This window comes from Corallococcus sp. AB030, assembly GCF_003668965.1.
Lineage (GTDB): Bacteria > Myxococcota > Myxococcia > Myxococcales > Myxococcaceae > Corallococcus > Corallococcus exiguus.
In genome coordinates, this window is sequence record NZ_RAWQ01000028.1 from 41,737 (window position 1) to 63,421 (window position 21,685).

A 21,685-nucleotide genomic window follows, 5' to 3' on the forward strand; every position below is an offset into this window, starting at 1 on the left:
AGCAAGCGGGAAAACTTCAATTTCGCTGTGCGCGATCACCGCTCCAGACAGCGACAGGAAGGTTGCACCGGCTGCCCCAACGGGTATGGGAGGCTGGCGGCTGTTCGTCTGGTCGCCCTGCCTGGAGTGGTTGTCGGATCATGAGTCTTCTGCCGGAGAGCGCCAGCTTCGAAGAGCTGGTGCAGGACTACTTCCTCGCGGTGCGCGGCGCGGGCCTGATGTTGTCCGCGCTGGACACCGAGCTCGTCATCGCGTGGGCCCGGGAGGGCGTGCCCTTCGAGGTCGTGGCGCGCGGCATCTCGCGTTCGGCGGAGAAGGCGCTGTGGGACGCGCGGCCCGGAGAGCCGGTGCTGCGTTCGCTGCGCGCGTGCCGGCGCCAGGTGGAGACGGAGATCCGCAAGTACCGCGACCTGTCCGCGGGCCAGGGAGAAGAGGCGCCTGCGGCCTCCTCGAAGAAGCGCCCTGCCCGTTCGTGGGAAGAGGTGCGGCACGCGCGGTTGTGCGCGGCGCTGCGGGCGCTGACGGAGCGCGAAGCCGCGATGGCGCCGCGGGTGCACCGGCTGCTGGACACGGTGCTCGCGTGCGTGCCTCGCGAGCCCGCGGCCATGGATCAGCAGGAGGCCTGGGCGCTGCTGGTGCTGCTGCGCGCCCTGCCCTTCTCGGAGCGACGCACGGTGTGGCGAGATGCGCGCACCGGTGAACAACAGCTGATGACCGCCCGCGCGCGGCGTGTGTCCCGGCGCTTCCGGCTCCAGGCGGCCGTCAGACGGCGGCTGGACATGAAGGAAACCTGAAGGGTTGTCTTCCCACCGCAAGCCTGAACGAAAGTTCAGCATGCTGACGGCCAGGGGGGACGGTGTTATGGCTGGGCGTGATGGCTGCCAAGGCGAACGGCGAGGCGTGTGGGCTGTGCGGCGGGCGGACGTACGTCATCGAGCGCCGCGGAGAGCTCGCGACCGCTCGGGTGTGTACGTGCTCGGTGGACTGCCCGATGTGCGGTGGACGCGGGCACAGGCTGGTGCAGAAGGAAGGCACCTTCAGCGCGAAGGTGGGCCCCCGGACGTATGACGTCCTGGAGCCGTGCGTGTGCACGCTCCGGCGCACACGCGTGGCGCTCTACAATGACGTGCAGATGCCGGGCGTCATGGCGCACGCGTCGTTCGACAACTACCGGCCCTTCAACGAGGCGCAGGACCGGGGCCGCGGCGTGGCGATGCACTTCGCCAATCAGTACGTGAAGGGCGCCACCAACAAGGGCTTCGTGCTGAGCGGACCGGTGGGCACGGGCAAGACGCACCTCATGGCGGCGACGCTCGGGCACCTGGTGCTGGAGATGGGCGTGAAGACCCGCTACGTCGAAATCTCGCTCCTGTACGCGACCATCCGGCGCGGCTTCCAGGACGGCAAGAGCGGCGGAGAGATCATCGGGCCCTTGTCGGAGGTGGAGGTCCTCGCCATCGACGAGCTGGGCAAGGGGCGCGGCAGTCCCTTCGAGATGGAGACGCTCGATGAGCTGATCGCCCGGCGCTACAACGCGGGGCGCACGACGCTCTTCGCCACGAACTACTCGCTGGAGCCGGAGCGCAAGGGCGTGCGGAGCAGCGCGCCTTCGGGCTACCGCACCACGGACGACGCCCGCTCCGCCATGAAGGACGCGGAGCTTCTGCGCGAGCGCGTGGGCGAGCGCATCTACAGCCGCCTCTGCGAGATGTGCACCTTCGTGGAGCTACCGCGCGACACCCCGGACCGGCGGCGCACGCGGCAGGAGATGGACGCGCCGCCGCCCATGGGTGGCATGCGCAACCCGGGCCGGTGATCAGCGCTTGATGGCGCGCACCAGCGAGTTGCCCGCGTCCGCCACGTAGAGGGTGCCATCCGGCCCCACCGCGAGCCCGGCGGGCAGCACCAGCTGGGCCTCCCTGCCCGCGCCGTCGTCCGCGCCATAGCGGCCACTGCCCGCGAGAGTGGTCAGCTTCTCCGGTTCACCCGACGCGTTGAAGGTCAGCCGGCGCACGCGGTAGTTGCCGGGGTCGGAGATGGCGAGCGAGCCGTCCGGCAGCAGCGCCAGTCCCAGGTACGGCAGCATCTGCCCCTCCTTGGGGTCCCCGTCGCGGAAGCCAGGCGTGGAGCCCGCCACCACGGTGGTGACGCCGTCGCGCACGCGAACCACGCGCGCCATGCCGCTCTCCACGACGTAGGTGGTGCCGTCCACCGTCTGGGCCACCGCGGAGGGACGGTAGAGCCAGTCGCCCTGCAGCGTCGTCACCGGGTTGCCGGGCGTCACCATGTCGATGCGGCGGATGACGCTGTTGTTCAAGTCCGCCACGAGCAGCGCCGTGCCATCCGGCGTGAAGGACAGTCCTGCGGGCTGGTTGAACGCCGCCGACAGCGCGGGGCCGTCCTGGTAGCCGAACGAGGTGCCCGCGAAGACCTGCGCCTTTCCGTCCGGGGTGATGCGGCGGATGAGCGCGTTCTCCGTGTCGGACACGTAGATGTTACCCAGCGCGTCCGAGGCGATGCCCATGGGGCCGTAGAGGCCGGTGAGCACCGTGCGGATCTTCCCGTCCGGCGACACGCGCTTCACGGTGTTGCCCAGCGAGTCCGCCACTGCCCAGCCCCCATCTGGCAGCACGGCGACCGCGAGCGGCGCGCCCAGTTCCTCTGGCCCCACCTTCGCGCCCGCCTGGCAGCGCTTGCCGGGCTGTCCCGCCACCGTCGTCACGGACGCGGCGAACGGACCCATGGGCGAGGGTGCCGGTGGAGGCTGGAACTTCACCAGGTCGCCCGGCAGCTTCCGGCCCAGCGCCTTGTAGAGCACGTTGGCCACGATGCGGCCCGCGCGCGGATCCGCCACGCGGTCCCCTACCCCGGCCAGCTTCTGCACGAAGTCGATGCCGCCCGAGGAGAAGACGTACGCCTCCCCCTGCTTGCGCACCACCATGTGCGCGAAGCCGAAGCCGCCCTGGAGCGACAGCGACGGCGACTCCGCGAGCACCTCCACGCCGGAGGGCTGGCGGCCGTTGGACACCAGTTGATCCACTTCGTAGCCGTTCGCCATCCACAGCGTGTCACCGGCCTTCAGGCCCGTGCCGTTGAAGGCCCAGTGCTCCGGGTTGGTGATGACGGTCGGGAAGGGCCACTGGTGCCAGCGCGCGGCGAACTGCACGCCCAAGAGCGCGTTCTCCGGACGGGGCGCGGGCAGGTCGCGGAACTTCACCGTCCTGCGCTGGTCCTTGTACGGATCCTCGGACGCGCCCTTGTAGCAGGTCACGACGCGGCGCTGACGGCCGTCGGCGGCGGGCTCGAAGCGCACCTGCCAGTAGGCGTTGTTCGAGCCCAGGTTGATGATGGAGCGCCCTTCCGACAGCGCGCGGTCCGCGTGGTCGCGCTGCTTGGAGGACCAGTACTCGTCGTGGCCGGACATGAAGAACACCTTCGCGCCACGGAAGAAGTCGTAGCTTTCGTCCATGTCCTCGTCGGTGAAGTAGCCCACGTCCAGGTCTTGCGACTCCAGCCACGTCACCAGGCTCAGGTCGTCCGTCATCAGGTGACCGGAGCCCTGGCCCCGGTAGTAGGGCCGGTCGTAGGAGGACTGGAAGGCACGCGAGACGCCGTGCGCCTTCATCACGCCCTTCTGATCATCGTAGAGGCTGGTGCCACCCCAGGTGTTGTACGCCGCCCAGTTCGCGGTCGGGATGAGCACCGCGACCTCCGAGCGAGGGTTGGCGTCCCGCACGTAGAAGGGCACGTAGCGCGAAGGCCGGTCGTCGCGCACGAGCTTCACCACGTACACGCCGCGCACCCAGTTCTCGCCGATGGGGATCTCCAGCGTGGGCGACCAGGAACAGGCGATGATGCCCGTGGAGGGATCCGCCGGACAGTCCGCCTGCCGCGTGCCCTGCACCGGGCCGCCGCGCGCGACCTCCCGGGCCCCCACGCCGCCGTAGTAGCCCAGGCGGTAGACGAACCAGCTGAACTTGCGCTCCTCGGACAGGGACACCGCCACGCGCAGCGACTCGCCCTGCGTCAGCGTGGCCTTGAGCGGGTAGCCTTCAATCTCACGGCTGTTGGCGTTCTTGTCGATGCGCCAGCCCGTGGTGCCCTTCTTCTGGTTCTCCTTGTAGACGGCGTCCGGGTCGCGCTCGGGAAGTGCGCTGCCGCCGTCGGGCAGCGTGCCCGCGTCCGGCTCGTCATCCGGAGTGCCCGCGTCGTATTCGGGAACGATGATGCCGCCGTCCGGACCGATGACGCCCGCGTCGTCGTTGCTCAGCGGCGGCTCATCATGGCGGTCGCCAGGGGGAGGCGTGCCGGGTGCCGGACCGGAGTCCTTGCAGCCCGAGGCCCCCGTCACCAGGAGCGCCAGCACCACCCCCAGTCCCATCCAGCGACGCCCCTGACCCATGGCCCAACCCTCCAAGGTGTTCGGGGAGGAGGGTAGGCATCGACTTCTCAGAGGGAAGCGCTCTGCCCCCAATAGGAAAGGAAGTTCGACAGACGATGTCGCCTCGTCCCCAGGGACAACCCGCAAGCCCTCGGATCAACGGAGGTCGCGCGGGCGTGATGCGTGTCAGCTACCGAGCAGTTCGCGGTGCAGCCGGGCCGTGAGGGTCTTCAGATGCGTCTTGTCCACCAGGAGGGTCACCTGCAGGGGCGAGGTGCTTACCGCATGGACCCGAGCGGAGAGGGCCTCGGCGGCGGAGAGGGCCTTGCGCAGCGGCACCCAGTCCGCGTTGAGGCCCACGCCCACACAGGTGACCGTGCCCCAGCCGTCCTGCCAGTCCACTCCCGCGCCAAAGCGAGTGGCCAGCTCACGCTGGAGCGCCTCCGGGCCGTGAATGTCCGCGAGTGGAACCGCCAGGTACGTGCGTCCCGGCGCGCCCGGCAGTCCATCGTGGGCAAGCGTGCGGCCTCGGACGGCGCGCGCGTCCAGGAACTCCAGCAGCTCCTGGAGGGGCACGCTGGCGTGCGCGACGAGCACGGCCATCTCCGCGTCCGCCGTCACGCCCTTCACGCGGCTGTCGGTGGGCACGGCGAGTTCCTGCACGCTGGTGCCGGTGCCCTGGCCGTGCGCGGTGCGCGCGAGGATGGTGATGCCTCGCGCCTTCGCCCACTCCACGGCCTGCGCGTTGAGCACCTTGGCGCCGGCGCTCGCCAGCTCCTGCATCTCGTCGTAGCTCAGCGACTCCAGCTTGCGTGCGTCCGGCACCACGCGCGGATCCGCGCTGAAGACGCCGTCCACGTCCGAATAGATTTCACACGCCTCCGCGTCCAGCGCCGCTGCCAGCGCGACCGCGGTGGTGTCGGAGCCGCCGCGTCCCAGAGTCGTCACTTCCTTCTTGTAGGAGACGCCCTGGTAGCCCGCGACGATGACGACCTTGCCGTGCGCCAGCTCGTCCTGGATGCGGTAGGGCCGCACCTCCACGATGCGGGCCTGGGCGTGCGCGTCGTTGGTGATGATGCCGCTCTGGCTGCCGGTGAAGCTGATGGCCGGGACGCCCTGTTCCTGGAGCGCCATGGACAACAGCGCCATGGAGATGCGCTCGCCGCAGGTGAGGAGCATGTCCAGTTCGCGCCGGGGCGGGTCCTGGGACACGCTCTTGGCCAGCGACAGCAGGTCATCCGTGGTGTCGCCCATGGCGCTCACGACGACGACGACCTGATAGCCCGCGTCCCGCTTCTGCTTCACGCGCCGCGCGACCTTGCCGAGCTTCTCCGCGTCAGCGACCGATGAGCCGCCGTACTTCTGCACCACGATTGGCATCCACGCCTCGCTTCCGGGGCAGTGTAGAGTTCGCCCCCGCGCATGCCAATCACCGAGAAGCCCATCATCGAGGTGCGCAACCTCACCCGGCGCTACCGCGATCGCGTGGCCATCGACGACCTGTCCTTCACGGTCGGTGAGGGCGAGCTGCTTGGCTTCCTGGGCCCCAACGGCGCGGGCAAGTCCACCACGATGAAGATCCTCACCGGATTCCTGCCCCCCTCCGAGGGCAGCGCGAAGGTGGCGGGCTTCGACGTGTCCACGCACCCCATGGAGGTCAAACGGCGCATCGGCTACCTGCCGGAGACACCGCCGCTGTATCCGGAGCTGACGGTGCACGGCTACCTGGCGTTCGTCGCGGCGCTCAAGCAGGTGCCCGGCCGCGCGGTGAAGGCGGAGGTGGCGCGGGTGGCGGGGCTCACGGGCATCGACGACGTGATGGGCCGCGTGCTCCAGAACCTGTCCAAGGGCTACCAGCAGCGCGTGGGCATCGCGCAGGCGCTCATCGGTTCGCCGCCGGTGCTCATCCTGGACGAGCCCACCGAAGGCCTGGACCCCGCGCAACGCGCGGACCTGCGCGCGTTGATCCGGAGCCTCAAGGGGAAGCACACGGTGTTGTTGTCCACGCACATCCTCCCGGAGGTCACGGTGACGTGCGAGAACGTCCTCATCCTCCACCAGGGCCGCGTGGTGGCCCATGACGCCATCGACCAGTTGGCGAAGGCGCATGGCCAGGCCGAGCACGCGTCGTTGGAAGAAGTCTTCATCAAGCTGACCGCCGCCTGAACAGGAACCCACCGCGCATGCGCACCGCCCTGGCCATTGCCCGCAAGGAGCTGGCCGTCGCCTTCACCACCCCGTGGGCCTATGCCGTGTTCACGGCGATGGCGGCGCTCTCGTCGTTCTTCTTCGTCAGCCTGCTGGAGCAGTTCCAGCAGGTGCAGTCCCTGGCGCGAGAGCACGGCTGGAGCAAGCTGCCGCCGGACTCCATCGTCTACCGCAACCTCACGGACGGCGTGGTGGTGCAGCTGTGGGGCGTGGTGTTGATCCTCACGCTCTTCGTCGCGCCCTTTTTGTCCATGCGGCTGTTCGCGGAGGAGAAGCGCCAGAAGACGTTCGCGCTGCTGCTCACGACGCCGGTGCGGCCGGTGGACATCGTGCTGGGCAAGTACCTGGGCGGCCTGGGCCTCATCTTCGTCACGCTGGGGCTGACGCTGGTGTTCCCGGTGCTGCTGTCGGTGGTGGGCACGGGCCCGTCCGGCTCCGCGCTGGAGTGGCCCACGGTGCTGCTGGGCTACGGCGCGGTGCTGCTGTGGGGCGCGACGTGCATGGCCGTGGGGATGTTCATCTCCGCGCTGACGGAGAGCCAGATGCTGGCGGCGTTCCTCACCTTCACCGTGCTGCTGCCGTGGATGCTCCTGCGCGGCGTGGCCCAGTCCACCGCGGAGCCGCTGCGCTCGTTCCTGAACTACCTGTCCTTCGACACGCAGTTGCAGGGGATGATCCAAGGCGTCCTGGAGGTCCAGGCGCTGGTGTTCTTCGCGTCCGTCATCCTGTTCTCGCTGCTGCTCACCCACCGCGCGGTGGAAGCGCAGCGCTACGCATGACCATGAGAGCGACCCACGTCACCCGGGTGCTGGGGGCCTTCGGCCTGCTGATCCTCGCGTCCAGTCCCTTCACGCTGTTCCTCACCTCCGGCAGCGTGGCGCTCGCCGCGGGCAAGGCGGTGCTGGGCGCGGCGATGCTCACGGCCTACGTCGTCACGCACCGGCAGGAACTGGGGCGCGCGGGCACCCGCCGCACGGGGCGGTTCCTCGCGTCCTCCGTGCTCACCACGCTGGCGGCGCTGGGCGTGCTGGTGGCGCTCAACGTGCTCGCGTTCCGCAAGAACCAGCGGTGGGATTTGACGCAGGAGCGCATCTTCTCGCTCGCGCCACAGACAGTGCAGACGCTGGCGGGGTTGAAGGAGAAGGCGCACGCGTTGGCGCTCGTCCCGCCCACGCATCCGTCCTATGGCGAGCTGGAGGAGCTGTTCCGGCGCTACCACGAGGCGGCACCGGAGGCCTTCGACTACGCCTTCGTGGATCCGCGCCGCGAGCCGACCCTGGCCGCGAAGTACCAGCTCAAGGACAAGCAGACGCTGGTCGTCGTCTCCCGCGGCGAAGGAGATGCCGCGCCCCACACCACCCTGCCCGTCCCCACCGAGCAGGAGCTGACCAACGCCCTGCTCCAGCTGAGCGCGACGGGCGCGCAGAAGGTGTACGTCCTCGAAGGACATGGCGAGTGGTCGCTGGAGGCGGCCGGTGAGGGGCTGACGGAGCTGCGGCGCCAACTGCTGCGCGAGGGCTATCGCCCCGAACCGCTCAACCTCCTGGGCCGGAAGGAAGTGCCTCGCGACGCGGGCCTGTTGATCATCGCAGGCGCGAAGCAGGCGTATACGGCGCCGGAGGTGGCGGTGTTGCGCACCTATCTGGGCGAAGGCGGCCGGCTGCTCTACTTCACCGACGCGAACACGGACGACGGGCTGGGCCTGTTCCTCGCGGACTACGGCGTGCAGGTGGACGAGGGCGTGGCGGCGGACCCGCAGTTCAACTCGGGCAACCCGTTCGTCCTCTTGTCGAACTTCTACGGCAAGCACCCCATCACGCGCCCGTTGCAAGAGCGCGGCTTCAACATCCAGCTGCCCACGCCGCGCAGCTTCACGCTTGTCCGCGAGGGCTTCCTGCTGCCCGGCGTGACGGTGGAGCCCGTGCTGCTGAGTTCACCGTATGCGTGGGTGGAGTCGCGGCCCCTGGAGGACACCACCCCGTCCAGCGGCGAGAAGATGGGGCAGCTCACGCTGGTGGCCGCCGCGTCCCGGGACACGCGCACCGCGGAGCACAAGCGCTCCGACGAGGCGCGGCTGGTGGCCGTGGGAGACTCGGAGCTGCTGCTGGATCCGAACTGGGGCTACGAGGCAAACCGCAACCTGGTGATGAACTCCCTGGGATGGGCGTCCCATCAGGCGGAGAAGATCACCCTGCGCCCTCCCGACCGTGAGACGTCCACGCTTGAGCTGGGCGAGGACCAGATGCGGACCCTGCGCTTCGTATCCACCGACCTGCTGCCCCTGTCGCTGCTGGGCGTGGGACTCGCGGTCTGGTTGTCACGGAGGAACCGGTGAGGACTTCCACCGTCTTGATGCTGGGGCTTTTGAGCGTGGGCTGTTCGCGCGACGCGGAGAAGCCCCCTGCTCCTCCGAAGCTCTTCGCGACGGAGCCCGCCGAGCTACCCCGTGGCTCGACTCCGGACCCGACGCCCGTCTTCACGCACCTGACGGTAAAGGCTCGCGGCGCCACCACGGAGCTGGAGCGGACGCCAGAGGGCTGGCGGCTTGTGTCTCCCGTGGAGGCGAAGGCGGATCCGTACGCGGTGGAGGCCCTGGTGCAGCAGCTCACCTCGGCGAAGTTCAAGTCCACCGTGAACGCGTCACCGACGGACGCGGACCTGAAGAAGTACGGGCTCACGTCCCCGGCGTTCACCGTGACGGCGCGGGCCTTCCTCCCGGATGCCAACGGCGAAGGTGCGGAAAATCCGTCCCGCCAGCGCACCGTGACGCTGGCCGGTGGAGATGAGAACCCCTTCGATGGCTCCGTCTACGTGCGCCGTGAAGGTGACGCGACCGTGTACGCGGCCGATGGTGCCGTGCGGTACTCGCTGGACAAGGGCCCGTTCGAGCTGCGCGCCAAGGAGTTCCTGGGGCCGCTGGACCTCGCGTCGCTCCAGTCCATCGAAGTCAAAGCGAAGGACCACGCGTACACACTGACGCGCGAAGCGGACGGCAAGTCGTGGCGGATGGAGAAGCCAGAGCCCACCCGCGCGAACGCCAGTCGGCTGACGGACCTGCTCAAGGCGTTCGAGAACCATCAAGCCCTGTCCTTCCCGCAGGACACCGCCGCCACGCGGAAGGCCCTGGGCCTGGACACGCCCGTCGTGGACGCGCGCTTCGTGCCTGCCTCCGGTGAGGCCATCCGCGTCAGGCTGGCGCAGGTGACTCGCGACGGCGCGACCGTCGTGCATGCACTGCGGGAACAGGGTTCGCGGTCAACGCTGGCGGAGGTCGAACCCCGCGCGCTGACGACACTGGACTTGGGCGTGCAGGAGTTGAAGGACCGCCGTGTGCTGTCGTTCGCACGCGACGACGTGCGGCGCATGGAGTTCCTCCCCGGAGGCAAGGCCGCCCCCGTGGTGGTGACGCGCGGCGCGGGCAACAGCGACGCGTGGCAGGTGGAAGGTCCCGGCGGTGGGCGCGCCCTGCACTTCCGCGTGGTGAAGCTGCTGGGCCGGCTGGAGGCGCTGAAGGCCGCGGCGTTCGGCGAAGCGAAGGTGAAGCACTGGGAGCGCTACGGCATCAGCGACACGTCGCGGGGCGTCGTGCTGCGCGACGCGGACGGGCGCGAGCTGGCGCGGCTGTGGCTGGGTGACGCCGTGCCGGACACGGAGGACCGGCTCTACGCACGGGGCTCCGGTCCGGACCTGGTGGAGGTGTCCATGAGCGCGGTGGCGGACCTGCCCACGCGCGCCGCGGACCTCCAGGAGGCGCCGCCCGAAGCTTCGGACGGCGGACCTCCCGCGCCCTGAGGCGGCCCTACACTTCCATCAAGGCGAAGCGCTGCTCGGGCGTGAACTTGGTGAGCAGCGGCATGGCGACGTTGAACACCGGGATGCCGCTCTTCGTCTTGCCCTCGAGCGCGCCGTGGTGCGCGTGGCCGTGGAAGACGTAGGCCGCGCCGTAGTGGTCGATGGGCATCGACAGACGGCTCGTCCCCAGGAAGGGGCGGATCTCGATGTTCTCCCCCTCCAGCGTCTCCGGGATGGGGGCGTAGTGCATGATCACGACCTTCTTGGGCGTGTCCAGGTGGCTGAGCGCCGCCTCCAGCTTGAGCGATTCGGTGACGGCTTCCTGCACGAAGGACTTCGTCTGGCCCTCGCCGAACGCCTGCAACGTCGCGTTGCCGAAGCCGCCCCCGAAGCCCTTCACCCCCGCGACGCCCAACACCTTCTCGAAGATGAAGTGGTCCCCGTCGAGGATGTGCACGCCGACCTTGGAGAGCTCCGAGCAGATGTCCTTCACCTGCCCGTGCTCGTAGTCGTGGTTGCCCAGCACCGCGGCGCACGGGACGCGCAAGGCCGAGAGCTCCTCGGCCAGGACCTTGCCCTCTTCAATCATCCCGCGGTCCGTCAGGTCCCCGCACAAGAGCAGCAGATCCGCAGAAGCGTTCACCTGTTTGACGAGCTGACGGAACCGCCCGTGCTGGTCCTCCCGGCAGTGCAGGTCACCGACCGCTGCCAGTCGAATCTTCGAGCTCGGATCTCGCGCCACGGGTTCCCCCCTCGGGTCTGTCCTGTTCGTCCCACGCCCTGCCGTCCCCAAAGCCCCAGTGGTGGATGTCCACGTGATAGTTCACCTTGGACACCAGGTTGCCCCGGCACAGCTTCTCGTCCCAGCTGCCGTCGCGCACCGTCTGGAGCGTGCGGCTCATCAACTCCGTCATCACGTAGTTGGGCACGATGTCGCGCTCGCTCGGGTACGCGAAGCGGAACATCATCAGGTGGCTGAGCAGCACCTCCCAGTAGCGGTCGAAGCGCCGGAGGATGCGGTCCCAGTCCATCTCCCGCCCCGCCTTGAGGATGAGGTGGTTGATGTCCGCGCCGTCATAGCGCTCGCGCTCGGTGACGAAGGCCTTGGACCAGATCATCTCCTCGGCCGGCGCGATGAGGCACTCGTAGCCGAAGATGGTGGCCTTCTTGGCGTTGGTGAACCACTCGTCGTCCACCGTCGCCACGCCGTTGCCGGAGGAGAAGATGAAGTCGACGAAGTAGTCGCCCTTGTACGCCTTGTAGAGCCAGACCTCGTCCGGCCGTTCCGTGCGCCAGCCATTTTTCTCCAGCACGTCCAGGGCGCGGATGGCGTCCTGCTTGCGCGGGAACAGGTCCAGGTCCTTGGTGTCGCGGTAGATGCCGGTATAGGTGGCGTAGGCATACGCACCCCCCACGACGAACGGCACCCCGGCCTCATGCAACAGGCCAACGGCTCTGGCGCGGGCGTTGATCTCGTCCGGCGCACGCTCCCGCTCGGCCAGCGTGGCGTCCGTACCCATCTCCCCGGGATGGTTCGGGTGTCGTTTTTCCATGGGCGAAAGGTAGGGATGGCCCATTTCAACCGTCAGGCAGGCGGGCGCGGGCGCCCGGAGAGCAGGCAGCCAGACGCCAAGCGCCTGGTTTCGCTGTGTTTTTCCACTCCTAGCGAGCGCCTTTTCTGTTTTTCGGCCGGCCTGTGTCCATAGGGGCGAATTCACTGCCGCACGGCCCGCATGAGACGGGCCCTGAAAGGACGCCCGACCATGCTGCGCAAGAGCCTGCTGTGTGCCTCCCTGTTGTTCGTGGGCTGCAACGACGCCGGGAGCAACGACGCGGACACGTTCCGTGACGGCCTGCCCTCCAAGGAGATGACGCAGGTGAAGGCGCCGAAGGCGAACGGCCAGGGCCTGACGGCGGCCGGCCCTTCCGCGCAGTACGGCCAGGGGCAGAAGGCGGAGTACTACCAGGCGACGGTGAACGCCACGGTGGCGGTGAACGGCGGCACTCTGTGGGTGCTCAACCTCATCGAGCAGATCTCCAAGTATCCGCCGACGACGCTGGAGGAGAACAAGGCGGTGTGGGGCCCGAGCACGGAGGCGCTGAGCCCCACCACGTGGCGGCTGACGGTGACGAAGTCGGGGGAGACGTCGTTCTCCTGGGTGCTGGAGGGCAAGGCGAAGGGCGAGGAGGACAGCGCCTTCCGTGCGGTGCTGTCCGGCGCGCAGCAGGTGGCGGTGGACGCGGACGGCGAGCGCGTGAAGGGCTACGGCTCCGGCGAGCTGTTCATCGACTGGGACGCGGCGCACACCCTGCCGGATGCCGACGACAACGTGGGCACGGTGGAGATCCGCTACGCGCGCCCGAGCGCCTCCGCGGAGGCCACGGTGGACGCGGACTTCCACCAGGTGCGTGACGAGAAGGACGCCAACAAGCGCGTGGACGGGACCTACCACTACAAGGCGTCCGCGACGGCGGGCGGCGAGTTCGAGTTCGCGACGAACGAGGACATCGACAACGGTGACCCGCTGCGCGCGAAGCTGGAGAAGCTGTCCATCAAGAGCCGCTGGACGGCGACGGGGGCGGGCCGCTCGGACATCAAGGTGACGGGGGGCGACCTGGTGGGCGAGGCCACGCTGAACGAGTGCTGGGACACGAACTTCCTCAGCACCTACTTCCGCGTCAGCCTGGACCCGCGCCTGGGCTACGGCGAGGCGGAGGCGGCCTGCGGCGGGTTCACGGCGGCGGTGTACTCGTCGCTGTGAGCCGGGTCGCGGTAGGCTTGCGCCGCGCGTGACCGGACCGACCCCGCTGGCCCTGAAGGTGGTGCCTCCCCGTCCCAACGAGGACCGGCGGGCCGTCCTGCGCGAGCTGTATGTGAAGTATGGCGGCAGCGTGCGTGAGCGCTGCCGCTACCTGCTGAAGGACGCGAGCCGGGCGGAGGACGCGATGCATGACGTCTTCGCCCGCGCGCTCGTGCACGGGGAGTCGTTCCGGGCGGAGGCGTCTCCGCTGACGTGGCTGATGAAGATCGCCACGCACCACTGCCTCAACCAGCTGCGCTCGGAGGGGGCGGCGTGGAGGAAATGGTTCGCGCGGGACGAAGCGGCCCGTTCGGAGGGCCATGGCGGCGCGGAGGCGATGGAGACGCGCGACCTGGTGCGCAAGCTGCTGGCCCGGGTGGACGCGGAGACGCAGGCGGCGGCGATCCACTACCACGTGGATGGGATGACGCTGGAAGAGGTGGCCGCGGTGCTGGGGCGTTCGGTGCCCACGGTGCGCAAGCGGCTGGAGCAATTCGCGGAGCTGGGTGGAGAGGAGCTGAGCGTCCGATGAGCGCGCACGAGTCGAGCTGGACATTGCGCCGCCTGCACGCCGGTGAGCTGCCCACCCAGGAAGCGAACCGCGTCCGGGAGCATGCGGAGGCGTGCGAGGCGTGTGGAGCGACGCTGAGGTCCTTCGCGGATGCGCAGGCTGCGTTCGAGGCGGAGGTGCCCTTCGAGAGTTTCGAGGCCGGCGTGGAGCGGGCCCGCGCGAGGCAGGCCTCTTCGAAAGAGTCGGCGACGCGCGCGCAGTGGGTCCGGCCGCTGATGGCGGTGGCGGCATCCGTGGTGGTGCTGGTGCTGGCGCGTCCGCTGCTGGAGACCGGTGGCAGGACGGATCCGACCCAACCGCCCGTCGCGGGCAATCGCATCAAGGGCGGCGCGGGCGCGGAGCTGCGAATCGGTGGGGGCGTGGATCCGCAGCGGGTGGCGGGCACGGAGGCGCCGGAGGCGTTGCAGCCCGGTGAGCGCGTGCGGCTGGGCTACACGGCGGACGCGTTCCGCTACGTGGCGGCGCTGTCGGTGGATGCGCAGGGCGAGGTGACGCCGCTGTATCCGGAGTCCGGAGACAGCCTCGCGGTGGAGCCGGGCGCGGGGCAGCACTGGCTGCCGGAGAGCGTGGAGTTCACCGGCGCGGGTGCGGAGCGCGTGGTGCTGGTGCTGACGGACGCGCCCGTGTCCATGGAGGCGCTGAGTGACGCGGCCCGGAAGTCCTTCGTCGCGGCGGGCCGGGACGTCACGCGCATGGCCCCGCTGGACGTGGCGGGCACGCAGACGCAGTGGATTTTGCTGAAGCCATGAGCGACGGCCCCGTGAGACAGGTGCTCGCTCCCGTGGCGGCCTGGGCACGGGCCCTGGGCTCGGCAATGCGGGCGTCGATTCCAGCGCTGGTGCTGGCCTCCACCGCCGCGCACGCGGACACGCTGCACCGCTTCGCGCTCATCGCCGGCAACGACACGGGCGGCGCGGACACGCGGCCCTTGAGCTACGCGCGCGACGATGCGCGCAAGATGCACGACCTGCTCACGCGGCTGGGCGGCGTGTCCCCAACCGACGCGAAGCTCCTCCTCGATGACGACGCGAAGGACTTCCTCGTCGCGCTGTCGGAGCTGGAGCAACGGGCCCGCGCGGCCCAGGCTCGCGGCGAGCGCACCGCGCTGTTCGTCTACTACTCCGGCCATGCGAAGGACGGCGCGCTGCGGCTGGGTGATTCGCGGCTCGCCTTCGACGCGCTCAAGCGCCGGATGGCAGACGCGCCGGTGGACATCCGCATCGCCATCCTCGACTCCTGCCGCTCCGGTGCGCTCACCCGCACCAAGGGCGCGCGCAAGGCCCCGGCCTTCGACGTGGAGTCCGGCGCGGCACGCGATGCTCGGGGCGTCGTCATCCTCACCTCCAGCGCCGCGGACGAGGACTCGCAGGAGTCGGACGCGCTGGGCGGCAGCTACTTCTCCCATCACCTGGCCAGCGGCCTGCTGGGAGACGCGGACCGCAGTGGCGACGGACGCGTGACGCTCTTCGAGGCGTATTCGCACGCCTACGCCCGCACCGTCGCGGACACGGCCGACAGCAGCGCGGGCCCCCAGCACCCCACGTTCAGCTACGACCTCGCCGGCAACGGCGACCTGGTCCTCACCGACCTGCGCGCGAGCGCCGAAGGCCTGGTCGTCCCCGGCAACGCCCCCGCGGGCTCCTACTACTTCGTGGATCCAGGCGGCCTCGTGGTCGCGGAGCTGGACAAGGCCGTGGACACCGAGCGCCGCGTGGCCCTGGCCCCCGGCACCTACCGCGTGAAGCGCCGGCTCAGTGACCGGCTGCGCATCGGAGAGGTGGAGGTCGCGCGTGGACGCACGACCATCCTGCAGGAGCCGCGCTTCAAGGACGCGCCCTTCTCCGACGACCCCGTGAAGGGGGCGATGCTGAACAAGGGCGCGTGGTGGGCGTTCGGCCTCACCGGCGGCTTCCAGTCCTTCTTCGACCCCCAGACGCGCCAGTCCCTCTTCCTCTCCGTGCCCCTCTTCGGCGCGGAGGCCGAGCTGCACGACTACTTCCGCCGCGACTGGGTCTGGGGCTTCGACGCAGCGGTGGGTGGCACGAATGGCGTGCTGTCACTGCCCACGCTCGCGGGCCCGGCGTACCGCTACTCCGTGGTGAACGTGGGCACCAGCCTCACCGCCGAATGGCCCGTGGGCCGCTTCTCCCCCTTCGTGGGCGTTCGCGTCGCGTACCTCATCATGGGCCGCAAGTTCGACGACGCGGCGTTCCCGGACCAACGCTTCGCCATGGTGTCTCCGGGCCTGGCGACGGGCGCGAGATTCCAGCTCACGCGCAAGCTGAACCTCACCGCGCGCAGCCGCTTGCAGTACCTCCAATACACCGTCGACGCGCAGCGCTCCCTGGGGTTCTGGGAACTCGCCGCGCTCCTCACGTACCAGCCATGAGGGAGCACGTGATGCGAACCTTTGCCCTGGCCCTCCCCTGTCTCCTCGCGGTCGCGTGCGGCGGCGATTTCTCCAACGACGACCTGGAGTTCCAGAACGCCCTGCCCCAGCGCGAGGACCTGGCCGCGAAGCTGCCGGACAGCGCCCGCGCCGGCCAGGGCCTGGGCACTCGCGCCCAACGGCTGAGCGCGTCGCAGGTGCTGGGCGGCACGTCGCCCCTCGCTCTTCAGGCCTACCAGGCGGGCACGCAGTTCAACACCAGCGTGGACGGCCTGCTCTCCCTGATGGAGCTGTTCCGCAACGCCCCGCCCACCACGCGCGAAACCGACCAGCGCATCTGGGGGCCCTTCCCCTCCGACGACCACCCGGGCCACGAGCTGCGCTTCGTGATGGAGCGCCAGGGCGCCTCCTTCGCGTACCTCCTCCAGTTCCGTCCCCAGGGCGGTGGCGAGGACGCGTGGTGGACCTACCTGCCCGGAACATTCAAGGCGGACGGCGGCATCCGCAAGGGGACCGGCACGCTCGCGTTGGACCTCAAGGCGGCCCGTGCGCACGGCTTCGACACGGGCGACGCGAAGTCCTTGGACCGGCTGGACATCGACTACCAGACGAAGGCGCTGCCCACGCGCGTGGAGCTGCTCTTCACCGGCGCGGGCGCCGCGACCCCGAACACCCGCTATGCGTCGCGTCAGACGCCCGAGGGCCTGGGAGAGATGGCGTTCCGGTTGCCGAACACGGACCTGATTCCCGGCGGGCTCCTGGAGACGCTGGACATCCTGGCGCGCTGGACGCCGGATGGCCGGGGCGTGCTGGTGCTCAACATCCTGGACGGGGACGCGAAGGGCGCGCAGTACACGGAGTGCTGGGACACCCGGACGCGCATCACCTTCATGCAGCGAAACTGGGACTTCATCACCCCCACCGAGGGCGACCGCCGCACCTGTCCGGACGTGTCCGCGCTGGACACGAAGCCCTGAAGAGGCCGCCCGGGCTCAGGGCCGGACAGCAGCCGGGCGGACAGTCCCTGGCCGTTGGAAGGTGACGCGCGGGGTGGATTCTCTATGCTGGCGGCGGTTTCCCGCGCCCCCATGCCCAACTCCTCGCTTCTCACCGTCTTGAAGAGCCGGCGCGTCTGGCTCCTGATGGCCGTCGGCTTCGCGTCCGGCCTCCCCCTGTGGCTGACCGGCGTCACGCTGTCCGCGTGGATGAAGAACGAGGGGGTCAATCTCAAGACGATTGGCATCTTCAGCCTGGTGGCGCTGCCCTACACCTTCAAGGTGCTGTGGGCGCCGCTGATGGACCGCTACACCCTGCCCTTCCTGGGCCGGCGGCGCGGCTGGATGCTGCTCACGCAGGTGCTGCTCATGGGCGCCATCGCCGCCATGGGCCTGGTGAACCCGAAGGACACCCCGCTGGCCATGGCGTGCATGGCGGTGGTGGTGACGTTCCTGTCCGCCAGCCAGGACATCGTCGCGGACGCGTGGCGCACGGACATCCTCACCCTGGAGGAGCGCGGGCTGGGCAACTCGCTGTACGTCACCGGCTACCGGCTGGGCATGCTGGTGGCGGGCGGGCTCGCGTTCATCCTGTCGGATCACCTGGGCTGGTCCCAGACGTACTACGTGATGGGCGTACTCATGGGCGTGGGCGTGGTGGCCACGCTGCTGGCCCCGGAGCCCCAGAGCGTGCGGCCTCCGCGCAACCTGGCGGACGCGGTGGTGCGGCCCTTCGTGGACTACTTCCGCCGCGAGTACGCGCTGGGAGTGCTCGCGTTCCTGGTGCTCTACAAGCTGGGGGATGCCATCGCCGCCAGCATGGTGACGCCCTTCTACATCGAGCTGGGTTTCTCCAACACGGAGATTGGCACGCTCAGCAAGACGCTGGGCATGGTCGCGACCATCGGCGGAGGCCTGCTGGGCGGCGTGCTGATGGTGAAGCTCAGCATGCGCCGCGCGCTGTTCATCTTCGGCGCCGCGCAGGGCCTCACCAACCTGGCCTTCATGGCACTGGCGCTGGTGGGCAAGAACGACCTGATGCTCGCGGCCACCATCGCCGTGGACAACGTGTGCACGGGCCTGGGCGTCACGGCGTTCGCGGCCTTCATCATGTCGCTGTGCCACAAGAGCTTCAGCGCCACGCAGTACGCGCTGCTGTCCGCGCTGGGCACCATCGCCAACCGGCTCATCGGCTCCGTGTCCGGCTACCTGGCCACGTGGATGGGCTGGCCCACCTTCTTCGCCTTCACCGCGGCGGCGGCCATCCCCGCGCTGGTGCTGCTCACGTTCCTGCCGGAGAACGCCGCCCAGCCGAAGGAGGACGAGCCTCCCGCGCCCGAATCCGTCCCGCCCGCGTCGTCTTCCGCGGCCTCCGTCGCCGTGGCGCGCTGACAGCTTCCGGACACGCGTCCCCGTCCCGACAGCCCTCGCCCCGCCCGCTACTGGACGGAGCGCGTCAAGACGGGTGAGGCGCGCGACAGGGCCACGACTTGGGCTCCCCTCCCAGAGCGCGCGCGGCTAGGGTTGCCTCGACATGGCCCACCCTTCCGCTGGCAAGCCCCTTTCGCGCGACCTGCTGATCAATCCCGAGAAGCTGCGCGCGCAGTACTACGACGACACGCCCGACGCGTCCGTGGCCGAGCAGCGCGTGGCCTTCGGCACCTCCGGTCACCGGGGCAGCGCCGCGCGCCGGAGCTTCAACGAGGCGCACATCCTCGCGGTGGCACAGGCCCTGTGCGAGTACCGCAAGCAGCAGGGCTATGACGGCCCGCTGTTCCTGGGCATGGACACGCACGCCCTCTCCGAGCCCGCCCAGCGCACCACGCTGGAGGTGCTGGCCGCCCACGGCGTGGAGGTCCGCTACACGGACGGCGCCACGCCCACGCCGGTCATCTCCCACGCCATCCTCACGTACAACCGGGGCCGCACGAGCGGGCTCGCGGACGGCATCGTCATCACCCCGTCCCACAACCCGCCGGAGGACGGAGGCATCAAGTACAACCCGCCCAACGGCGGCCCCGCCGACACCAACGTCACGTCGCTGGTGGAGAAGCGCGCCAACGAGCTGATGGCCTCGGGCAACAAGGGCGTGCAGCGCGTCCCCTACGAGAAGGCGCGCGCGAGCGCCACGGTAAAGCCCTACGACTTCATCACCCCGTACGTGGCGGACCTGGCGAACGTGGTGGACCTGGACGTCATCCGGGGCGCGAAGCTGAAGCTGGGCGCGGATCCGCTGGGCGGCTCCAACCTCCAGTACTGGGAGCCGATCGCTCGAAAGTACGGCCTGGACCTCACGGTGGTGAACCCCACCGTGGACCCCACCTTCGGCTTCATGCCCGCGGACCATGACGGGAAGATCCGCATGGACTGCTCGTCGCCGTACGCGATGGCGAACCTGGTGAAGCTCAAGGACCAGTACGCGCTCGCGTTCGGCAACGACACGGACTCCGACCGCCACGGCATCGTCACCCGCAGCATGGGGCTGATGAACCCGAACCACTACCTCGCGGTCGCCATCAACTACCTCTTCCGCAACCGCCCGGGCTGGAAGGCGGACGCGGCGGTGGGCAAGACGCTGGTGAGCAGCAGCCTCATCGACCGCGTGGGCAAGGACCTGGGCCGCCGCGTGGTGGAGGTGCCGGTGGGCTTCAAGTGGTTCGTGGACGGGCTCCTGGACGGCTCGCTGGGCTTCGGCGGCGAGGAGAGCGCGGGCGCGTCCTTCCTGCGCAAGGACGGCACCGTGTGGACCACGGACAAGGACGGCATCATCCTGGACCTGCTCGCGGCGGAAATCCTCGCGCGCACCGGCAAGGACCCCGGCGAGCACTACCAGGAGCTGGCGAAGAAGTTCGGCGCGCCGCTGTACACGCGCATCGACCAGCCGGCCACGTCCGCGCAGAAGGCGGCGCTGAAGAAGCTGTCGCCGGAGGCGGTGAAGGCCACGTCGCTCGCGGGCGAGCCCATCCTCCAGCGCCTCACGCGCGCGCCGGGCAACAACGCGGACCTGGGCGGCCTCAAGGTGACGACGGAGAATGGCTGGTTCGCCGCGCGTCCGTCCGGCACGGAGGATGTGTACAAAATCTACGCGGAGAGCTTCCGCGACCAGGCGCACCTGGACGCCATCGTCCAGGAGGCGCGCGCCATCGTCTCGGAGGCGTTCGCCGGAAAGTAGGCGTGGACTCAGGCGCCTCGCGCGGGCTTCGATGCCGCGCGAGGAGCCCCACCGCCCATGGACGTCAAAACCATCCTTCAGTACGTGCTCGCGCTGTTCATGGTCGTGGCGGGGGTGAACCACTTCCTCAAGCCCCGCATGTACATGCGCATCATGCCGCCGTACCTGCCCCGGCCCCGGGAGCTGGTGCTGCTGAGCGGCGTGGCGGAGGTGCTGCTGGGCATCTTCCTGCTGGTGCCCGCCACCACGCGGCTCGCGGCCTGGGGCCTGGTCGCGCTGTTCGTGGCGGTGTTCCCCGCGAACATCTACATGGCCCAGCACCCGGAGCAGTTCCGGAAGATTCCCCGGGGCATGCTCTGGGCGCGGCTGCCGCTCCAGGTCGTGCTCATCGCCTGGGCGCTCTGGTACGTCTGAGCACGCCGGAGCCTCGTCAGCGCCAGAGCGGCGCGTGGTCCTCGATGTACTGGCGCACCGTGCGCGTGGGACGGCCCAGCAGGTAGGTGAGCGTGGGGTCCACCTGCTCCGCCTTCCCGAAGCGAAGCCCCACGTGCATCAGCGTCTGCATGCCCAGCTGGCCCCATGACAGCCGGCGCTGGTGCAGGTGGCGCACGTAGCCGGGCACCGACGCGGGCACGTAGCGGATGGGCCGGCCCAGCACCTCCGACAGCACGGACGCGACTTCCTCGAACGACACCGCCTCCAGGCCGGTGAGCGTGAAGGCGCGGTTGCGCAGCGACGTGTCCAGGAGCGCCCGCGCCGCCACCTCTCCCACGTCGCGCACGTCCACGAAGGCCACCTTGCCGTGGCCCGCGGGCATGTAGAGCCGGCCGTCCTGGCGGATGTCCTCGCGGTACGCGTCTCCCAGGTTCTGCGCGAAGAACGCCGGGCGCAGCAGCGTCCACCCGACGTTGGAGCGCATCAGGTGCTCCTCCACCGCGTGGTGCGGCGCCCACGCGCGCGTCTCCGCACCCGCCATGGACAGGAACACCACCTGCTTCACGCCCTGCGTGGCGGCCGCGTCGATGAACGCGTTGAGCGTCCCTTCCGCGTGGGCGATGGCCGGCGGATGCATCAGGAACACGCCCCGCACGCCCTCCAGCGCGGGGAGGAACGTCTCCGGCCGCAGGAAGTCCAGCGGCGTCGGCATCACGTCCCCGTCCATCTCCTTGAGCAGCGACACCGTGTGCTCCGGCGACTTCACCGTCGCGCGCACCGCCACCCCTTCGGCCAGGAGCGCGCGCACCACCGCACGCCCCACGTTGCCCGTGGGCCCCGTGACGAGCACCGGCCCACTCACCACGGCCAACCCTCCGCAACCCGCCGGACCCGGCCGGCGCCAGACGACGCTCCTGCGCTCATGCGGAACTCCTCCCACC

At 69.7% G+C, this 21,685-nt stretch carries 19 protein-coding genes; 14 read left to right on the forward strand and 5 right to left on the reverse strand.

What is annotated here, in order from left to right; all coding sequences use genetic code 11:
* The first annotated feature begins 140 nt into the window (after positions 1 to 140).
* Positions 141 to 794, forward strand: coding sequence for a hypothetical protein (locus D7Y15_RS09980; RefSeq protein ID WP_120576005.1), 654 nt, complete (start codon positions 141 to 143; stop codon positions 792 to 794).
* Positions 795 to 874: 80 nt separating this feature from the next.
* Positions 875 to 1,816, forward strand: a complete 942-nt coding sequence (locus D7Y15_RS09985) for an ATP-binding protein (RefSeq protein ID WP_121752410.1) — start codon at positions 875 to 877, stop codon at positions 1,814 to 1,816.
* On the opposite strand, the gene D7Y15_RS09990 is transcribed toward D7Y15_RS09985, so the two are convergent.
* Both D7Y15_RS09990 and D7Y15_RS09995 read right to left on the reverse strand, forming a co-directional pair.
* Entirely contained in the window at positions 1,817 to 4,402 is a 2,586-nt protein-coding gene (locus D7Y15_RS09990) for a N,N-dimethylformamidase beta subunit family domain-containing protein (RefSeq protein ID WP_121752411.1), read from the reverse strand. It abuts the gene before it with no gap.
* Positions 4,403 to 4,567: 165 nt separating this feature from the next.
* Complete coding sequence (locus D7Y15_RS09995) at positions 4,568 to 5,761, reverse strand: aspartate kinase (RefSeq protein WP_120564132.1); 1,194 nt, start codon at positions 5,759 to 5,761, stop codon at positions 4,568 to 4,570.
* Positions 5,762 to 5,803: 42 nt separating this feature from the next.
* Here D7Y15_RS09995 and D7Y15_RS10000 point away from each other — a divergent pair, with 42 nt between their 5' ends.
* Genes D7Y15_RS10000 through D7Y15_RS10015 form a run of 4 tightly spaced genes read left to right on the forward strand, consistent with a single transcriptional unit; the run spans position 5,804 to position 10,381 of the window.
* Positions 5,804 to 6,547, forward strand: a complete 744-nt coding sequence (locus tag D7Y15_RS10000; protein ID WP_167548189.1) for an ABC transporter ATP-binding protein — start codon at positions 5,804 to 5,806, stop codon at positions 6,545 to 6,547.
* A 17-nt stretch (positions 6,548 to 6,564) separates the two neighbouring features.
* Complete coding sequence (locus D7Y15_RS10005) at positions 6,565 to 7,368, forward strand: ABC transporter permease (protein WP_120576009.1); 804 nt, start codon at positions 6,565 to 6,567, stop codon at positions 7,366 to 7,368.
* Between the two features lie 2 nt (positions 7,369 to 7,370).
* The gene (locus tag D7Y15_RS10010) at positions 7,371 to 8,924 is read left to right on the forward strand and encodes a GldG family protein (protein ID WP_121752412.1); all 1,554 of its coding nucleotides are present in this window, start codon (positions 7,371 to 7,373) and stop codon (positions 8,922 to 8,924) included.
* Positions 8,921 to 10,381, forward strand: coding sequence for a DUF4340 domain-containing protein (locus tag D7Y15_RS10015; RefSeq protein WP_121752413.1), 1,461 nt, complete (start codon positions 8,921 to 8,923; stop codon positions 10,379 to 10,381). Before D7Y15_RS10010 ends, D7Y15_RS10015 begins: the two co-directional genes overlap by 4 nt.
* Before the next feature lie 7 nt (positions 10,382 to 10,388).
* Here the strand turns inward: D7Y15_RS10015 and D7Y15_RS10020 are convergent, their stop codons facing one another.
* Both D7Y15_RS10020 and D7Y15_RS10025 read right to left on the reverse strand, forming a co-directional pair.
* Positions 10,389 to 11,093 (reverse strand): metallophosphoesterase, encoded by a 705-nt coding sequence (locus tag D7Y15_RS10020; protein WP_120594297.1) that lies wholly within the window; start codon positions 11,091 to 11,093, stop codon positions 10,389 to 10,391.
* The gene (locus tag D7Y15_RS10025) at positions 11,077 to 11,901 is read right to left on the reverse strand and encodes a nucleotidyltransferase (protein WP_172813656.1); all 825 of its coding nucleotides are present in this window, start codon (positions 11,899 to 11,901) and stop codon (positions 11,077 to 11,079) included. The genes D7Y15_RS10020 and D7Y15_RS10025 overlap by 17 nt, the downstream gene beginning before the upstream one ends.
* Before the next feature lie 243 nt (positions 11,902 to 12,144).
* Between D7Y15_RS10025 and D7Y15_RS10030 the strand changes: the two genes are divergently transcribed.
* From D7Y15_RS10030 to D7Y15_RS10065, 8 genes are all read left to right on the forward strand, one after another.
* Positions 12,145 to 13,143 (forward strand): hypothetical protein, encoded by a 999-nt coding sequence (locus tag D7Y15_RS10030; protein WP_121752415.1) that lies wholly within the window; start codon positions 12,145 to 12,147, stop codon positions 13,141 to 13,143.
* 28 nt (positions 13,144 to 13,171) lie between these two features.
* Positions 13,172 to 13,714 (forward strand): RNA polymerase sigma factor, encoded by a 543-nt coding sequence (locus tag D7Y15_RS10035; RefSeq protein ID WP_233596784.1) that lies wholly within the window; start codon positions 13,172 to 13,174, stop codon positions 13,712 to 13,714.
* Positions 13,711 to 14,502, forward strand: a complete 792-nt coding sequence (locus D7Y15_RS10040) for a DUF4384 domain-containing protein (RefSeq protein ID WP_121752416.1) — start codon at positions 13,711 to 13,713, stop codon at positions 14,500 to 14,502. The genes D7Y15_RS10035 and D7Y15_RS10040 overlap by 4 nt, the downstream gene beginning before the upstream one ends.
* The gene (locus D7Y15_RS10045) at positions 14,499 to 16,142 is read left to right on the forward strand and encodes a caspase family protein (protein WP_233604877.1); all 1,644 of its coding nucleotides are present in this window, start codon (positions 14,499 to 14,501) and stop codon (positions 16,140 to 16,142) included. The genes D7Y15_RS10040 and D7Y15_RS10045 overlap by 4 nt, the downstream gene beginning before the upstream one ends.
* Before the next feature lie 11 nt (positions 16,143 to 16,153).
* The gene (locus D7Y15_RS10050) at positions 16,154 to 17,119 is read left to right on the forward strand and encodes a hypothetical protein (RefSeq protein WP_121752418.1); all 966 of its coding nucleotides are present in this window, start codon (positions 16,154 to 16,156) and stop codon (positions 17,117 to 17,119) included.
* A 111-nt stretch (positions 17,120 to 17,230) separates the two neighbouring features.
* A complete protein-coding gene (locus D7Y15_RS10055) occupies positions 17,231 to 18,529 on the forward strand; it encodes an AmpG family muropeptide MFS transporter (protein WP_121752421.1) in 1,299 nt (432 codons plus the stop codon).
* A gap of 142 nt (positions 18,530 to 18,671) precedes the next feature.
* Positions 18,672 to 20,309 carry a phosphoglucomutase (alpha-D-glucose-1,6-bisphosphate-dependent) gene (pgm, locus tag D7Y15_RS10060; RefSeq protein WP_121752419.1) on the forward strand — a complete coding sequence of 546 codons (1,638 nt, stop codon included), beginning with the start codon at positions 18,672 to 18,674 and terminating at the stop codon, positions 20,307 to 20,309.
* Positions 20,310 to 20,366: 57 nt separating this feature from the next.
* The gene (locus D7Y15_RS10065; protein WP_120576016.1) at positions 20,367 to 20,723 is read left to right on the forward strand and encodes a DoxX family protein; all 357 of its coding nucleotides are present in this window, start codon (positions 20,367 to 20,369) and stop codon (positions 20,721 to 20,723) included.
* A gap of 16 nt (positions 20,724 to 20,739) precedes the next feature.
* Here D7Y15_RS10065 and D7Y15_RS10070 read toward each other — a convergent pair.
* On the reverse strand, positions 20,740 to 21,685 hold a 946-nt coding region (locus D7Y15_RS10070; RefSeq protein ID WP_233604878.1), incomplete at its 5' end, for an SDR family oxidoreductase.

What these genes read in the sequence shown, in the direction of transcription:
- pgm (WP_121752419.1), top strand. Translation starts at nt 18,672, where the DNA reads ATGGCCCACCCTTCCGCTGGCAAGCCCCTTTCGCGCGACCTGCTGATC.
- D7Y15_RS09995 (WP_120564132.1), bottom strand. Translation starts at nt 5,761, where the DNA reads ATGCCAATCGTGGTGCAGAAGTACGGCGGCTCATCGGTCGCTGACGCG.
- D7Y15_RS10030 (WP_121752415.1), top strand. Translation starts at nt 12,145, where the DNA reads ATGCTGCGCAAGAGCCTGCTGTGTGCCTCCCTGTTGTTCGTGGGCTGC.
- D7Y15_RS10065 (WP_120576016.1), top strand. Translation starts at nt 20,367, where the DNA reads ATGGACGTCAAAACCATCCTTCAGTACGTGCTCGCGCTGTTCATGGTC.
- D7Y15_RS10050 (WP_121752418.1), top strand. Translation starts at nt 16,154, where the DNA reads ATGCGAACCTTTGCCCTGGCCCTCCCCTGTCTCCTCGCGGTCGCGTGC.
- D7Y15_RS10045 (WP_233604877.1), top strand. Translation starts at nt 14,499, where the DNA reads ATGAGCGACGGCCCCGTGAGACAGGTGCTCGCTCCCGTGGCGGCCTGG.
- D7Y15_RS10000 (WP_167548189.1), top strand. Translation starts at nt 5,804, where the DNA reads ATGCCAATCACCGAGAAGCCCATCATCGAGGTGCGCAACCTCACCCGG.
- D7Y15_RS10055 (WP_121752421.1), top strand. Translation starts at nt 17,231, where the DNA reads ATGCCCAACTCCTCGCTTCTCACCGTCTTGAAGAGCCGGCGCGTCTGG.
- D7Y15_RS10010 (WP_121752412.1), top strand. Translation starts at nt 7,371, where the DNA reads ATGAGAGCGACCCACGTCACCCGGGTGCTGGGGGCCTTCGGCCTGCTG.
- D7Y15_RS09990 (WP_121752411.1), bottom strand. Translation starts at nt 4,402, where the DNA reads ATGGGTCAGGGGCGTCGCTGGATGGGACTGGGGGTGGTGCTGGCGCTC.
- D7Y15_RS09980 (WP_120576005.1), top strand. Translation starts at nt 141, where the DNA reads ATGAGTCTTCTGCCGGAGAGCGCCAGCTTCGAAGAGCTGGTGCAGGAC.
- D7Y15_RS09985 (WP_121752410.1), top strand. Translation starts at nt 875, where the DNA reads ATGGCTGCCAAGGCGAACGGCGAGGCGTGTGGGCTGTGCGGCGGGCGG.
- D7Y15_RS10005 (WP_120576009.1), top strand. Translation starts at nt 6,565, where the DNA reads ATGCGCACCGCCCTGGCCATTGCCCGCAAGGAGCTGGCCGTCGCCTTC.
- D7Y15_RS10040 (WP_121752416.1), top strand. Translation starts at nt 13,711, where the DNA reads ATGAGCGCGCACGAGTCGAGCTGGACATTGCGCCGCCTGCACGCCGGT.
- D7Y15_RS10025 (WP_172813656.1), bottom strand. Translation starts at nt 11,901, where the DNA reads ATGGGTACGGACGCCACGCTGGCCGAGCGGGAGCGTGCGCCGGACGAG.